This is a genomic window from Streptomyces africanus (genome assembly GCF_002150735.1).
GTDB classification, from domain to species: domain Bacteria; phylum Actinomycetota; class Actinomycetes; order Streptomycetales; family Streptomycetaceae; genus Streptomyces; species Streptomyces africanus.
This window is the reverse complement of record NZ_MUKA01000102.1, coordinates 1-14,714: the sequence shown is the minus strand read 5'-3', so window position 1 is coordinate 14,714 and position 14,714 is coordinate 1. Positions and strand designations below refer to the sequence as shown.

Annotated in this window: 13 protein-coding genes; 11 read left to right on the top strand and 2 right to left on the bottom strand. The window is 71.9% G+C overall.

Annotation, left to right across the window (positions count from 1 at the left end; translation table 11 throughout):
• The 11 genes from CCL05_RS15725 to CCL05_RS15675 form a co-directional block, all read left to right on the top strand.
• The coding region (locus CCL05_RS15725) for a non-ribosomal peptide synthetase (RefSeq protein ID WP_143589890.1) at positions 1 to 4,177 on the top strand (4,177 nt) is incomplete at its 5' end.
• On the top strand, positions 4,174 to 4,992 hold the full coding sequence (locus CCL05_RS15720) for an ABC transporter permease (protein WP_086561129.1): 819 nt from the start codon (positions 4,174 to 4,176) through the stop codon (positions 4,990 to 4,992). The genes CCL05_RS15725 and CCL05_RS15720, both read left to right, overlap by 4 nt.
• A gap of 20 nt (positions 4,993 to 5,012) precedes the next feature.
• Positions 5,013 to 6,263 (top strand): cytochrome P450, encoded by a 1,251-nt coding sequence (locus CCL05_RS15715; RefSeq protein ID WP_086561128.1) that lies wholly within the window; start codon positions 5,013 to 5,015, stop codon positions 6,261 to 6,263.
• Positions 6,260 to 7,234 (top strand): 3-oxoacyl-[acyl-carrier-protein] synthase III C-terminal domain-containing protein, encoded by a 975-nt coding sequence (locus CCL05_RS15710; protein ID WP_244204287.1) that lies wholly within the window; start codon positions 6,260 to 6,262, stop codon positions 7,232 to 7,234. Before CCL05_RS15715 ends, CCL05_RS15710 begins: the two co-directional genes overlap by 4 nt.
• 46 nt (positions 7,235 to 7,280) lie before the next feature.
• Positions 7,281 to 8,441 (top strand): acyl-CoA dehydrogenase family protein, encoded by a 1,161-nt coding sequence (locus CCL05_RS15705; RefSeq protein ID WP_086561127.1) that lies wholly within the window; start codon positions 7,281 to 7,283, stop codon positions 8,439 to 8,441.
• A 12-nt stretch (positions 8,442 to 8,453) separates the two neighbouring features.
• Positions 8,454 to 9,671, top strand: coding sequence for a class-II aminoacyl-tRNA synthetase family protein (locus CCL05_RS15700; protein WP_086561126.1), 1,218 nt, complete (start codon positions 8,454 to 8,456; stop codon positions 9,669 to 9,671).
• Positions 9,668 to 10,564 carry a 3-hydroxyacyl-CoA dehydrogenase family protein gene (locus CCL05_RS15695; protein ID WP_086561125.1) on the top strand — a complete coding sequence of 299 codons (897 nt, stop codon included), beginning with the start codon at positions 9,668 to 9,670 and terminating at the stop codon, positions 10,562 to 10,564. The genes CCL05_RS15700 and CCL05_RS15695 overlap by 4 nt, the downstream gene beginning before the upstream one ends.
• Complete coding sequence (locus CCL05_RS15690) at positions 10,564 to 10,818, top strand: acyl carrier protein (RefSeq protein WP_086561124.1); 255 nt, start codon at positions 10,564 to 10,566, stop codon at positions 10,816 to 10,818. Before CCL05_RS15695 ends, CCL05_RS15690 begins: the two co-directional genes overlap by 1 nt.
• A gap of 112 nt (positions 10,819 to 10,930) precedes the next feature.
• Positions 10,931 to 11,149 (top strand): MbtH family protein, encoded by a 219-nt coding sequence (locus CCL05_RS15685; protein WP_086561123.1) that lies wholly within the window; start codon positions 10,931 to 10,933, stop codon positions 11,147 to 11,149.
• Positions 11,150 to 11,168: 19 nt separating this feature from the next.
• Positions 11,169 to 12,107, top strand: coding sequence for an ATP-binding cassette domain-containing protein (locus tag CCL05_RS15680; RefSeq protein ID WP_086561122.1), 939 nt, complete (start codon positions 11,169 to 11,171; stop codon positions 12,105 to 12,107).
• 217 nt (positions 12,108 to 12,324) lie between these two features.
• Positions 12,325 to 13,047 (top strand): ArsR/SmtB family transcription factor, encoded by a 723-nt coding sequence (locus CCL05_RS15675; protein WP_244204286.1) that lies wholly within the window; start codon positions 12,325 to 12,327, stop codon positions 13,045 to 13,047.
• Positions 13,048 to 13,136: 89 nt separating this feature from the next.
• Here the strand turns inward: CCL05_RS15675 and CCL05_RS15670 are convergent, their stop codons facing one another.
• Both CCL05_RS15670 and CCL05_RS15665 read right to left on the bottom strand, forming a co-directional pair.
• Positions 13,137 to 14,078, bottom strand: coding sequence for a hypothetical protein (locus CCL05_RS15670; protein WP_086561120.1), 942 nt, complete (start codon positions 14,076 to 14,078; stop codon positions 13,137 to 13,139).
• A gap of 62 nt (positions 14,079 to 14,140) precedes the next feature.
• Positions 14,141 to 14,680 (bottom strand): flavin reductase family protein, encoded by a 540-nt coding sequence (locus CCL05_RS15665; RefSeq protein WP_244204285.1) that lies wholly within the window; start codon positions 14,678 to 14,680, stop codon positions 14,141 to 14,143.
• Between the last annotated feature and the right edge of the window lie 34 nt (positions 14,681 to 14,714).

The window sequence follows — 14,714 nt, the reverse complement described above, 5'->3', positions numbered from 1 at the left end:
GACCCGGCTGGTCAGCCGGGCCCGCACGGCGCTGGGCGTGGAACTGCCCATCCGGGCGCTGTTCGAGGCGCGCACGGTGGCCGCCCTGGCCGGGCAGCTGGACACCGCCGACGCGGCCCGCCCGGCCCTGACACCCGCCCCCGCGGGCGCCGGCCGGCCGCTGTCCTTCGCCCAGCAGCGGCTCTGGTTCCTCAACCGCCGCGAAGGGCGTTCCACCGGCACCTACAACTCGCCGATGACCTTCCGGCTCACCGGACGGCTGAACGCCCACGCCCTCCAGGCGGCGCTGCGTGACGTCGCGACCCGGCACGAGGTGCTGCGCACCGTGATCCCGGAGGCCGACGGCGTGCCGTCGCTGCGGGTGCTGGACGCCGCCGACGCCGGTCCGGAGCTGAAGGTGCAGGCCCTGTCCGAGGACGGCCTGGACGCCGCCCTCGCCGCCGAGTACGACCTCGGCTTCGACCTGACCCGCGAAACACCCCTGCGGGTACGGCTGTTCAGCCTCGGCAAGGACGAGCACGTGCTGCTGCTGGTCTTCCACCACATCGCCTTCGACGGCTGGTCGATGGCGCCGCTGCTGGGCGACCTGTCCGCCGCCTACCGCGCCCGGTGCGCCGGCCGGGCCCCCGCCTGGACGCCGCTTGCGGTGCAGTACGCGGACTACGCGCTCTGGGAGCGCGAGCTGCTCGGCTCCGCCGACGACCCCGACAGCCACCTCTCCCGACAGCTGGCGTACTGGAAGCAGACCCTGGCCGGGCTGCCCGACGAACTGGCCCTGCCCGCCGACTTCCCCCGGCCCGCCGTGAGCGGCAACTCCGGCGGCGAGGTCATGTTCGAACTCGACGCCGAGCTCTACGCCACCCTGGTGGCCATCGCCCGGCAGGCCGGCGCCACCGAGTTCATGGTGCTGCAGGCCGCGTTCGCCGCCCTGCTCACCCGGCTCGGCGCCGGCACGGACATCCCGGTGGGCACCTCGGTGGCCGGCCGCACCGACGACGCGCTGGGCGACCTGGTCGGCTTCTTCGTCAACTCCCTGGTGCTGCGCACGGACACCGCGGGCGACCCGGACTTCACCGAACTGCTGGCCCGGGTCCGGGAGAGCGACCTGGCCGCCTACTCCCATCAGGACGTGCCCTTCGAACAGGTCGTGGACGCGCTCAACCCGCCGCGCTCGCTGGCCCGGCATCCGCTGTTCCAGGTGCTGCTGACGCTGCAGAACAACGAGGACGCGCCGCTGGTGCTGCCCGGCCTCACGGTGCGCCCCACGTTCGTCGAGTCCGGCCGCATCAAGGTCGACCTCGCCCTGCAGCTGCTGGAGTGGCCCGAGGACGGCTCCATGCGGGGTCTGCTCGGCTACAGCACCGACCTGTTCACCCGGGCCACCGCCGAGGCGATCGCGGAGGGCTTCGTGCGACTGCTGCGCGCGGTGGCCGCCGACCCGTACGTCCGGCTGAGCCGGCTGGACGTGCTGGGCGAGGACGCCCGCGCCCAGGTGCTCACCGGGTGGAACGACACCGCCCGGCAGGTGCCCGGCACCACGCTGCCCGAGCTGCTCGCCGAGCAGGCGGCACGCACCCCGGACGCCACCGCGGTCCTGTCCGAGTCGGGCTCCCTCACCTACGCGGAGCTGGACGCCCGTGCCAACCAGCTGGCCCGGCACCTGATCGAGGCCGGCGCCGGCCCGGAGAAGGTCGTGGCGCTCGCTCTGCCCCGGTCGCCGGAGGCGGTCGTCGCGGTGCTCGGCGTCCTGAAGTCCGGTGCGGCCTACCTCCCCGTCGAGGCCGACGAACCCGTCGAGCGGATCAAGCGGATGTTCGCCGAGGCCACGCCGCTCAGGGTGGTCACCACCGGCGGCCTCGCCCGGCGGATGCTGGCCACCGGGACGACCCCGGTGGTGGTGGACGGGCCCGCGGTGAAGGCCGCGTCGGCGGCCGGGCTCACCGACGCCGACCGAACGGAGCCCCTGCGCTGCGCGCATCCGGCCTACGTCGTCCACACCGCCGGCGCCGGCGGCCGCCCCAGGGGCGTCGTCGTCGAGCACCGTGCGCTGGTCAACTACCTGACCTGGGCCCGGGACACCTACCGCCACGTCGGCGACGACGCGCTGCTGGCCACCCCGCTGTCCTTCGACGTCTCGGTCACGGGCCTGTTCCTGCCGCTGGTCACCGGCGGTACGGTGCGGCTGGCCGAACTGAGCGAGGACGACGCCACGGCGCGCGGCGGAGCCGCGTTCCTCAAGGGCACCCCCAGCCACCTCGCGCTGCTGGGCGCACTGCCCGACGGCTGCTCGCCGGCCGGCGAACTGGTCCTCGCCGACGAGCCCGTCGAGGCCCGGCGGCTGGACGAGTGGCGCGAGGCCCACCCGCGGGTACGGGTGGTGACCGAGTTCGGGCCGACGGAGTCCACGGTCGGCGCCCTGTCCCGGACCGTCGAGCCCGGCGAGGAGAGCGGGACCGGCGTCCTGCCGCTCGGCCGGCCGATCGGCAACGTACGGGCGTACGTCCTGGACCCCTGGCTGGGGCCGGTCGGCCCCGGCGTGCCCGGCGAGCTGTACCTCGCCGGTGACGGCCTGGCCCGCGGCTACGCCGGCGCCCCGGCGGCGACCGCCGAGCGTTTCGTGGCGTGCCCGTACGGCCCGCCCGGTTCCCGGATGTTCCGCACCGGCGACCTGGTGAAGTGGGGTGCGGACGGCGACCTGCGGCACGTGGGGCGCTCGGACGACCAGGTGCGCGTGCGCGGCTTCCGGGTCGGCCTGCGCGAGATCGAGGGGGTGCTGGCGTCGCAGGCCGCGGTGGAGCGGGCCGTGGTGGTGGCTCGCGAGGACCGTCCGGGCGACGTCCGGCTGGTGGCGTACGTGGTGCCCGCCGAGGGTGCCGTCGTGGACACCACCGCGCTCGCCGGGGCCGCGGGTTCGGCGCTCGCCGCGTACATGGTGCCCTCCGCGTTCGTGGTGCTCGACACCCTCCCGCTGACCGCGGACGGCCGTGTGGACCGGGCCGCGCTGCCCGCCCCGGAGGCGGCGCGGGACACGGCCGGGACCCCACCGCGCGACGAGACCGAGGCCGTGCTGCACGACGTCGTCACCGAGGTGCTGGGACTGGACCGGATCGGGGTCGAGCAGAGCGTCTTCGACGCCGGCATGGACAGCATGAAGTCCCTGCTGCTGGTCAGCGGGGCGCGCAAGGCCGGTCTGGACGTCACCGTCGCCGACGTCTTCGTGCACCAGAGCGTGGCGGAACTCGCCGAGGTCTGCCGTGGCGGCCCGGTCGCGGACGCCACCGGGCCGGAGCACCGCAGTGGCGCGGAGGTGATGTCGGAGGCGCTCGCCGCCCCGGCCAAGCCCGACATGGCCGATCCGTTCAGCGCGATGCTGTGCATCAGGCCGACCGGCAGCCTGCCACCGGTGTTCTGCGTGCACAGCGGCGTCGGCTTCAGCCTGCCGTACCTGCCGCTTGCCCGGCACATCGGCGCCGAGCACCCGATCTACGGCATCCAGGCCCCCTGCGTGGTGGACTTCGCGCCGCTTCCCGGGTCGGTCGAGGAGATCGCCGCCGACTACATCCGAAGGATCAAGGAGGTCCGGCCCGAGGGCCCGTACCACCTGCTCGGCTGGTCGTTCGGCGGCACCCTCGTCTACGAGATGGCCGTCCAGCTGCGGGCCGCCGGCGAGGAGGTCGGCGTGCTCTGCGTCCTCGACGCCTACCCACGCACCGGAGTCCCGGACGACCGCGAGGAGCAGTCCCTCTACGCCTGGCTGCTGGAGGGCATCGGCCACCATCGCTCCGAGTTCGGCGACCGGGACCTGACGGTCCAGGACATCTTCGAGACCCTGCGCCGCGACAACAGCCCGCTGGCGCGGATGGGGGAGCGGCGGATGGCGGCGATGGTCGACCTGATGAGCCACCACCAGACACTGAAGTCCCGGTACGCGCCCGGCCGTTACGACGGAAGGATGCAGCTCTTCGTCTCCGAGTCCGCGCTCTCCGACGGCGAGCGGGCGAACAAGGCGGGACTGTGGAAGCCCGTCTTCGACGGGCCGACGGACGTCCACCACCTCGCCTGCACGCACGACGAGATGATGAGCGAGGGACCGCTGCGGGAGATCGGCCCGGCCGTCACCGCCGAACTGGCGCGCTGGCACGCCGAGGCCGCCGAGAACCACGGCGGGCAGTCATGACGGCCGCCGTCGCTCCCCGGCCCGCGCCCGTGGCGGCGCTCCTCACCGAGGTCGCCGCCGTGACCGGCCGCCGGCTGCGGCACCTGCGGCGGGCGCCCGCCCGGGTGCTGGGCGTGGCGCTCAGCCCCCTGGTGAGCATGGTGATGCTCGGCTACCTGTTCCGGGACTCCATCACGCTGCCGGCCGGAGGCACGTACGGGGAGTACGTCTTCGCCGGCGGCGCCGTCCAGGTGGCGCTGGCCTGTGTGGGGCCCACCGCGATCTCCGTGGCCCTGGACCTGCACGGCGGCATGACCGACCGGTTCCGCTCGCTGCCGATCAGCCGCTCCGCGGTGCTCTTCGGGCACACCCTCGCCGACCTCCTGGTGGGGTTGCTGGGGCTGGCCGTCGTCACCGGCGCCGGACTGCTGCTCGGCTGGCGCCCGGACAACGGGCCCTGGTCCGTGCTCGCCGGCTTCGCCCTGATCGCCGTCTTCGTCTACGCGATGCTGTGGCTGGGCGTGCTGTTCGCGCTGACCCTGCGCAACGTGGAGACGATCAGCGTGATCACGCCCTTCGTGGTGATCGTGCTGCCCTTCCTGTCCAACGCGTTCCTGGCCCCGCAGAACATCCCGTCCCTGATCCGGCCGGTCGCGGAGTGGAATCCGGTCAGCGCCGTGATCGCCTGCTGCCGCCGGCTGTGGGGCAACCCCGCGAGCACTGGCGGCAGCTACCCCGCCGAGCACCCCTGGCTGGTGGCCGCGGTGTCCCTCGGCCTGCTCCTCGCCCTGTGCTCACTGGTGAGCCTCCGCCGCTACCGCACCGCGGGCGCCTGACCCCTGGAGAGAGACAGCACATGACCACCCCATCACGGCAGACCGTGGACGACCTGGCCACGGTGGACCTCACCGATCCGCAGACGTTCCTCGATGTGGACCTTCCGGACATGTGGCGCAGGTTCCGTGCGGAGCGGCCCGTCTTCCGGCACCGGGACACCGAACGCGGCCCCGGATTCTGGGTGATCTCCACCTACGACGACGTCGTCACCCTCTACCGCGACAACAAGCGGTTCACCTCCGAGCGGGGCAACGTCCTGGCGACCCTGCTCCAGGGGGAGGACTCGGCCTCGCGCAAGATGCTCGCCGTCACCGACGGCGCCCGGCACCGCGAGATCCGCAACCTGATGCTCAAGTCCTTCTCGCCCCGGGTGCTGGAGCCCGTAGTGGCGGGCGTGCACCGGCGCACCCGGGCCCTGGTCGACGAAGCCCTGGCCCACGGTGAGCTGGACTTCGTCACCGACGTGGCGGACCACATCCCCATCAACACCATCGGCGACCTCATGGACATCCCGCTGGAGGACCGCGAGCAACTCGTCGCCTGGAACACCATGACGCTCTCCCGGCACAGCGCCGACGACAGCGAGATGGAGGAGTGGCTCGCACGCAACGAGATCCTCATGTACTTCTCCGAGCTGGCCGCCCGCCGCCGGCGCCACCCGGGCGAGGACGTGATCAGCGCCCTCGCCACGGCCACCGTCGACGGCGAACCACTGACCGAGGACGAGATCGTCTTCAACTGCTACAGCCTGATCCTGGGCGGCGACGAGTCCAGCCGGATGTCCTCCGTCGGCGGCCTGATCGCCCTGGCCGAACACCCTGAGCAGTGGCGGGCCCTGAAGTCCGGCGCGGTGAGCGTCGACAGCGCCACCGAGGAGGTGCTGCGCTGGACCACCCCCGCCATGCACTTCGGCCGCCGCGCGCTGGTGGACGTACCGCTGCGCGACCGGACCATCGAGGCCGGCGACGTGGTCAGCCTGTGGAACAGTTCGGCGAACTTCGACGAGACCGTCTTCACCGACCCGGACGTCTTCGACCTGGCCCGAACCCCCAACAAGCACGTCGCCTTCGGCCACGGCCCGCACTTCTGCCTCGGTGCCTTCCTCGGCCGCGTCCATGTGAACGCGATGCTCGACGCGCTGCGCACCCAGGTCGCCGGCATCGGCCTGCAGGGCCCGCCCCAGCGGCTCTTCTCCAACTTCGTCAACGGCTACCGGGGCCTGCGGGTCGCCCTGACCGCCGAGCGGGCCGCCGAAGGGAGCGCCGCGTGAACAGCGGTACGGACATCGGCATCGGTGCGATCCACTGTGTACTGCCCGACACCAGGGTGGCCGTCGAGGACCTCCCCGAGTTCGCGATGCTGGACACCGCCGCGGCGGACTTCGCCCGGGGCAGCGGGGTGCGGACCGTCGGGATCTTCGACGAGACCGAGCAGGCGCCGCTCGCCGCGCGGGCCTGCCGGGAACTGTTCGAAGCGCACCCGGGGGAGCCTGACGTCCTGCTGCTGGTGGCGCCGCGGGCACCGGACGTGCTGCTGGGCTCGGACGCCGGCCGGGTGCAGAGCGAGGCGAAGCTGAACTCCGCGTTCCCGTTCACCGTCGAGGGCCTGGGCTGCACCGGATCCAGCACCGCCTGGGCCCTCGCCAGGGATCTGCTGGTCGCCGACCCCGGCCGCGAGCAGGTCGTCATCGCCCACGCCAGCCGGCCCACCGGAGTCGACCGGATCCGCTTCCCCGTCACGGTCGTCGGCGACGGCGCGTACGCCATGACCATGGTCCGTGGCGGCCGGCCGGTCCTGCGGGCCCATCGCGAGCAGGCCGACGGCAGCTTCCACGACCTGTTCCGCGTCGACTACAAGCAGACCCCCTGGTACGAGTGGCGCGAGGTGTGCCAGGACACGTCGCGCTACCGCTTCCAGCTCGCCACCCTCAGCTCGCGCAGGCTCGGCGCGATGGTGGACCAGGTCCTCGCGGACGCCGGGGCGGACCGGCAGCGGGTCAAGGTCACGCTGATGCAGAACGTCACCGCCTCCGCCTACGACTTCTACACCTCCCTGCTCGGCCTGCCCATCCACCCGGTCTGCGGCCGGCACCTCGCCGAGTACGGCCACCTGGGCGCCGCCGACGTGGTGCTGAATCTCAACGCCCTGCTGGAGAGCGGCGAACTGGACCAGGGCGACCTGGTGCTCGTGCTCAACAACAGCCCGGTGGCCGCATGGGCGGTGACCTTGTGGGAGGTGTGAGCCCCCCACCGCCCCGGACCCCGCTGACCGACCACGGAGAAGACTGATGGATTTTGCACCCACGCCCGAGCAACAGGCGCTGCGCGAGAAGGTCGTCCGGTTCGCCCGTGACCACCTCGGCGCCCGGGCCGCCGAGCACGACCGCGACGCCACCTTCGACGAAAGCGGCTGGAAGGCCTGCGCCGACTTCGGCGTGCTGGGCTGGCCGATCAAGAAGGAGTACGGCGGCGGTGGCCTGGACCCCCTGACCGCGATCATGGCCTACGAGGCGCTCGGCGAAGGCTGCGTCGACAACGGCCTGGTCTTCGCGATCAACAACCACCTCTTCGCCTGCGCCGTCTACATCGCCGACCACGGCACCGAGGAGCAGCGCCGCCGCTGGCTGCCCGCGCTCTGCGACGGTTCGCTGGTCGGCGCGCACGCCCTCTCGGAGCCCGAGACCGGTTCCGACATGCTCTCCCTCACCACCACCGCCGTCCGCGACGGTGACGGCTACGTGCTGAACGGGACGAAGAAGTTCATCAGCAACGGCCCGCGCGCGGACCTGTTCGTCGTGTTCGCCCGCACCGGCGGGGACGACGTGGCACCGCAGCGCGCCCTGTCCGCCTTCGTCGTACCGGCCGACACCCCGGGACTGACCGCCCGTGACATCCCCAAGGCGGGACTGCGCGGCACCCTGATGGGCGAGATCACCTTCGACGGTTGCGTGCTCGGGGAGGACCAGCGGCTGGGCGCGGAGGGAGCCGGGTACCAGCTGTTCACCTCCACCATGGAGTGGGAGCGCGGCTTCATGTTCGCGAGCCAGGTCGGCGTCATGAGCCGGCTCACGGACCGCTGCGCCGCGTACGCCGCCCGCCGCCGCCAGTTCGGCCGCCCCATCGGGTCGTTCCAGTCCGTCTCCCACCGGATCGCCGACATGCGGGTCCGCCTGGAACTGGCACGGCTGATGCTCTACAAGGTGGGCTGGCTGCGCTCCCGGGGCCGCCTCGCGATGCAGGAGGCCTCCATGCTGAAGCTCTATGTCAGCGAGGGCCTGAAGACCACCGCGCTCGACGCCATGCAGATCCACGGCGCCCGCGGCTACACCGAGGAGCTCGGCATCGAGCGGGAGGTGCGGGACGTGCTCGCGGGCACGATCTACGGCGGCACCTCGGACATCCAGCGCTCCATCATCGCCGGCCTCATGGGCCTGCCGACCGCGGCGTAAGGACGAGACGACATGCACTCCTACCGACTCGCCCTCGACGAACCGGTCGCGGGCGCCCACCTGGACGAACTCAGCCGGCGCGTCCACTACATCTCCGAGGCCATCATCGGCTTCCGGCTCGTCCCCGGCGCGGGCGACGGGGTCGAGGCCGTCGAGGTGACCACCGACCACCCGGTCGACGCGGAGGCCCTGGGCAAGAAGCTCCGGTACGTCGTCGACACCGAGGTACGCCCCCAACTGCACACCCCGCCCAAGGTGTTGTGGCGCTCCACCGCGGACCGCACCCCGCACGGCGACACCTTCGCCGGGCTGCTGGCGGACGGCGTCGTGCACGAGATCGGGCCCGGGCAGGTGGCGCTCGGCGCCCCGGCACTGGCCGCGCTCGACGCGCTCGACGGACTGCTGCGGGACATCATCCGCGAGGAGTTCGGGGCCCGCGAGTACCGTTACCCGACCCTGCTGCCGGTCACCGCGCTGCACCGCAGCGGGTACCTCTCCTCCTTCCCGCAGCACATGATGTTCGCCGCCCGGCTCAACGGAGACGTCGACACCTACCGGGCCTTCGCCGAGGAGGTCGGGGCGCGGGAGACCGTCGGGGACCGGGTGCTGCACCGCTGCGCACCGGTGGACCGGTGCCTGCCGCCCACGATGTGCTACCACACCTTCGACCAGTTCGCCGGGGCCACCCTCCCCGACGAGAACACCGTGGTGACCGCCAAGGGCGGCTCCTTCCGGCACGAGTCCCGCTACCACCGGACCCTGGAGCGGCTGTCGGACTTCACCATCCGCGAGACCGTCTTCCTGGGCACCGCCGACTTCGTCCGCGAGGCCCGCGACCGGTTCCGCCGGCGCGCCGTCGAGCTGGTGGAACAGCTCGGCCTGGCCGGCCGGTGCGAGGTCGCGAGCGACCCGTTCTTCGCCGGAGCGGCGACCGCCGCCCAGGTCTCCTCGCAACGTCTGCTGGAACTCAAGCACGAACTCCATCTGGACGTCGCCCCCGGGGACAGCATCTCGATCGGCTCGTTCAACCTGCACGAGAAGCACTTCGGCGACGCCTTCGGCATCAAGGGACCCGACGGCGCCACGGTGTACTCCGCCTGCGTCGGATTCGGCCTGGAGCGGTTCACCTACGCCGTGCTCTGCCAGTACGGATGGGACGTCGCCGACTGGCCGGCCCCGCTTGCCGAGCGGTGCGCCACCACACCACAACCGGGCAAAGGAAAGCGATGACTGAGACCAGGCAGATCCGGCGCGTGGCCGTCCTCGGCGCCGGCACGATGGGCATCGGCGGTGCCCACGCCTTCGCTGCGGCGGGCCTGTCGGTGGTGCTCGTGGACACCACCGAGGCCGCCCTGTCCAAGGCCCGCGACCTGATCGGGGAGAACGCCCGGCTGTACGCGATGCTCGACCGCGAGCTGGCCAAGAGCACCCCCGAGGAGGTGCTGTCCCGGATCGAGTTCGACACCGGCCTCGACGGGCTCGCCGACGCCGACTTCGTCGTCGAGAACGTGACGGAGAACTGGGACATCAAGGAGCGGCTGTACCGCGAGATGGACGCGGTGGCTCCGCGGCACTGTGTGTTCGGGGTGAACACCTCGGCCATCCCCATCACCCGCATGGCCTCGGTCACCGGCCGCCCGGACCGTGTGGTCGGCACCCATCTGATGAACCCGGTGCCGCTGAAGAAGCTGGTCGAGGTGATCCGGGGCTACCACACCTCGCCGGAGACGATCGAGGTCACGCGCGGACTGTTCCGCACGGTCGGCCAGGACATCGTGGTGGTCGAGGACTCCTCGGGCTTCGTCACGAACCGCGTCGCGATGCTCAGCGTCAACGAGGCGATCCTCCTGCTGCAGGACAACGTGGCGCAGGCCCGTGACATCGACCGGCTCTTCCGGCAGTGCCTCGGCCACCAGATGGGCCCGCTGGAGACGGCGGACCTGATCGGCCTGGACACCGTCATGTACTCGCTGGAGGTCCTCCTGGACAACTTCAACGATCCCAAGTTCGCGCCGGCGCCGCTGCTGCGGAAGCTGGTCGCCGCGGGCTGCCTCGGCCGCAAGAGCGGTCAGGGTTTCTATTCGTACGAGCCGGTCGTGACCGGGAAAAGGGCAGGGGCCTGATGACAGACGACATCGCCAAGACCGTACGCAGCTTCATCGGAGAGCACGTCCAGGACGGCGAGCCCGGTGACGACCACGACATCTTCGCCACGGGCAGCGTGAGCTCGCTGTTCGCCGTGCAGCTCGTGATGTGGGTCGAGCGGACCTTCGGCATCGCGGTGCATCCGACCGACCTCGACATCGAGAACTTCCGCACGGTGAACCACGTGGTGCGCTTCGTGGAATCCCGCCGGGCGGCGGCCGCTCCCGCCTGACGCCCGCTCTCAGGGCGCGGTCAGTGCCGTGTCAGCGGGCCCCGACACGATGTTCGTATCGGGGCCCGCCCACGGCCCTTTCCCCCAGACTCCTCAGATTCGGAGAGCCGACGTGACGAACCCCTTCGACGACCAGGACGGCACGTTCCTCGTAGTCGTCAACGACGAGGGCCAGTACAGCCTGTGGCCCGCCTTCGCCGCGGTGCCCGACGGGTGGACGGTGTCCCTGGGCGAGAACACCCGGGAGGCCGCCCTGGCCCACGTGGCGGAGCAGTGGACCGATATGCGGCCCAGAAGCCTCCGCGAGCCCGCCGCGGGTACCGGCGCCTGATCGCCGGCGGCCGACACACGTGGAGACCGCGATCCGGGCCGAGGGCCTGCGCAAGCGATTCAAGGACCACGAGGCCCTCAGCGGCGTCGACCTCAGCGTCGCGGAGGGCACCGTCCTCGGGCTGCTCGGCCCGAACGGAGCAGGCAAGACGACCACCGTACGCATCCTCAGCACCCTGCTGGAACCGGACAGCGGCCACGCCGAAGTGGCCGGCTTCGACGTCGTGCGCCGACCGGGGGAGGTCCGCCGCCGGATCGGTCTGGCCGGCCAGTACGCGGCCGTGGACGGGCTGCTCACCGGCCGCGAGAACCTCACCCTCATCGGCGTGCTGCTGCACCTCGGCCGGCGCGGGGCCCGTCGCCGTGCCGAGCGGCTGCTGGACCAGTTCGACCTGGCCGGCGCCGCCGACCGGCCCGTACAGACCTACTCCGGCGGCATGCGGCGCCGGCTCGACCTCGCGGCCTGCCTCGTCGCGTCGCCCTCGGTGCTGTTCCTCGACGAACCGACCACCGGCCTGGACCCGGTGAGCCGTATGACGCTGTGGAACGCCGTGCGCGATCTGGTGGCGGAGGGCATGACCGTCCTGCTGACCACCCAGTATCTGGACGAGGCGGACTTCCTCGCCGACCGTGTCGCCGTCGTCGACACCGGGCGGATCGTCGCCGAGGGCACCCCGGACGAGCTGAAGCGGTCCGTCGGACCGGACCGGCTGGAGATCCGGGTGGCGGGCCTCGGCGCGGTCGCCGACGCCCTCGCGGCCCTGAGGACCCACACGGTCGACGACCCGGCGGTGGACCGGGAAGAGGGCGTCATCTCCCTGCCGCTCGATGCGGGAATGGGCAGTATCGCCGCCGCTGCGACGGCATTGGAAAAGGCAGGCGTGACGGTCGTGGACTTCGTCGTGCGCCGGCCCACACTGGACGACGCCTTCGCCCGGATCACCGGGCACGCGAGCTGATCCGGCCGCACCTGGACGCACGAAAAATCGTTTCCCCCGTCGGTCGGCCGATGGGGGCGGAGGCATGACTGAACGTCGTGCACAATTCGGGGGTAATACTGTGCAGAGGATTCATTTCACGACGGCTGATCTCGCGCGAACAAGGCTTCAGTTCACCGCTGGACCGGAAATCGAGGCCGGACTGGCCCGAGAACTGTTCACGCGTGGAGTCAGCCCCTTGTACGCGCGCTGGCAGCGCCAGGTCTATACACGGCTGCGCGCGAAATCCGGCACCCGGACGGCGTCCGCGTCGACCCCGGCCGATTTCTGGCGGGCGGCGGTGGCCCCGTACTGGAACCGGATGCGGGCCCACTACGAGGCCGAGTGCGACGCCCGCGGCCGGATGGTGATGGCCGGCGGTGTCGAGCAGTTGCTCGCCGGGCTGGGACGCGGTGCGGTCTGGAACGGCCAGGTGCTGCAGCTGCAGGACGGCCCCGACGGCGACGTACGGCTCGACGGGAAGGGCCTGGTGCTCAGCCCGTCCGTGTTCCTCGCCCAGCGCCCCGCCCGGCTCTTCCGCGCCGACGAGGAGCGCGGCCAGGCCGTCCTGGTCTTCTCCGCGCTGCCGAACGCGGAACAGTCCGCGCTCCTGTGGGACGACACCACGCCCCCGTCGCAGGCGCTGGCCGCCCTGGTCGGCCAGACCAGGGCGGCGGCCCTGCGCGAGCTGCGGGCCTCGCGCACCACCACCCAGCTCGCCGACCGGCTCGGCGTCTCGGCGCCCTGCGCCAGCCAGCACGCCGCGGTGCTGCGCGAGTCCGGACTGATCACCACCCGGCGGGTGCGCAACACCGTGCTGCACTCGGTGACCCCCCTCGGGATGGCCCTGCTGGACGGCAGGACGGCCGCTGCGGGCCACGCACTCGGCCCGAAGCCCGTACCGTCCTCCGCCGGGGTCTGACGGGGCGGCCGCCGGGCCGCTCGAGAACCGCAGCCTGACGAACACGGTCATGTCGCGCCGGGACCGCCTCCCGTCGACGACGGTGCGCATCACACCGCCGTGACCAGTTCCTGCCGAGCCTGCGCCGCGCGGCGGCGTCCGCCCACGACCGTCACCAGGCCCACGGCCACGGTCACCAGGGCGACGCCCGCCAGGCCCAGCCCGGTCGAGGCATCGGGGTGGACCAGCGACTGGCCGCGCGCCGCCTGCCAGGTCGTCACCGCGAGCAGTCCGCCGTAGCCGAGCGCCACGGAGCCGACGAGCCCCGCCCGCACCCGCTCATCGCGGAGCCAGGTATGCCGCGTGGCCGAGGCGGCCAGTGCCAGCACCACCAGCAGCAGTACGTGGATGCCGTGCAGCCCGATGAAGTGCGGCACCCGGAGGTCCCCACCGGTCGTGCTCCAGTTCGTCAGCGGCATGCCGGTGCCGTCCGGGTCGCCGATGCCGTGGCCGGCGGACATCGGCACCTCGTCGCCATTGGCGTCGGTGGCCGTGTGCCCCTCCCCGACATCGCTCATCGGGATCAGCGCCAGCGGGATCACCATGCCCACCGTGGACAGCGCGAGCCCGGCCCGCAGCGCCCACGACAACGCCCGGTCACCGGTGCGCTGCACCAGGACCAGCACCCCGATGACGAGGTTCGAGATCAGCAAGGGCGGCACTCCGTACTCGAACACCGTCTGGACGACCTGGTTGAGCGTGTCCTCCCGCGCGTTGAAGTGGCTGAAGGTCCCTCGAGCCGCGGCCAGCGCGATGACCGCCACGTCGAAGGCGCCGAAGACGGCGAACGCGGTGCCGAACCACCAGCCGAACCGCTTGGCCTTGGTCAGTTTCGTGAGCAACCACGCCAGCGTCGCGGAATAGACGGCGAAGGCGAAGCCGAACTTCAGCGGTTTCAGCCAGATCGATTCGTTCAGCAGCACCCGGTCGTCCACGAACAGGCCGGCAGTCGAGACGACGACGAGCGTGGTCATGAAGGCGACATTGGCCATGAGCGGACGGTGCCAGCTCAGCACGCCCTTGAGGTCGCTGAGTCGAAGTGATGACGAAGGGCTCACCACGTCCGGTACTCCCGCCTGCCGTAGACCAGCGGCTGCCGGTCCGGGAACGGGGTGACCCGCAGGACGCTGCCGAAGACCACGAGGTGGTCACCGCTGCGGTGCTCGTCGCTGACTGTGCAGTCCGCGATGGCATGCGCGTCGTGGAAGAGATGGGGACCGGCCGCGTACAGGTCGCTCGTGTCGTGCTCCCAGCGCACGTGGTCGAAACGGTCGGGCGCGCCCGACGCGAACAGCTCGGCGATCGGCTGGCCGGCACCGTGCAGCAGGTTCACCGCGAACCGGCCGGTGTCCAGGACCGAGCGCAGGGTGGGACTGCCGATCCGGAGACAGACCAGCAGGATGGGCGGGTCCAGCGTGACGCTGCACACCGAGGAGACGGTCATCCCGTGGGGCGTGCCGTCATGGTCGGCGGTGGTGAGGACGGCGACCCCGGTCGGGAAGCCGCTCATCATGGCGCGCTGGCCATCGGCCACGCGCCCCGGGTGCGCGGCGCTCGGCCGCACGGGTTCGTTGAGTCGGATGAGATCGGTCACGGGGTGAAACTCCCTGGGGCGACGGACGCGGCGC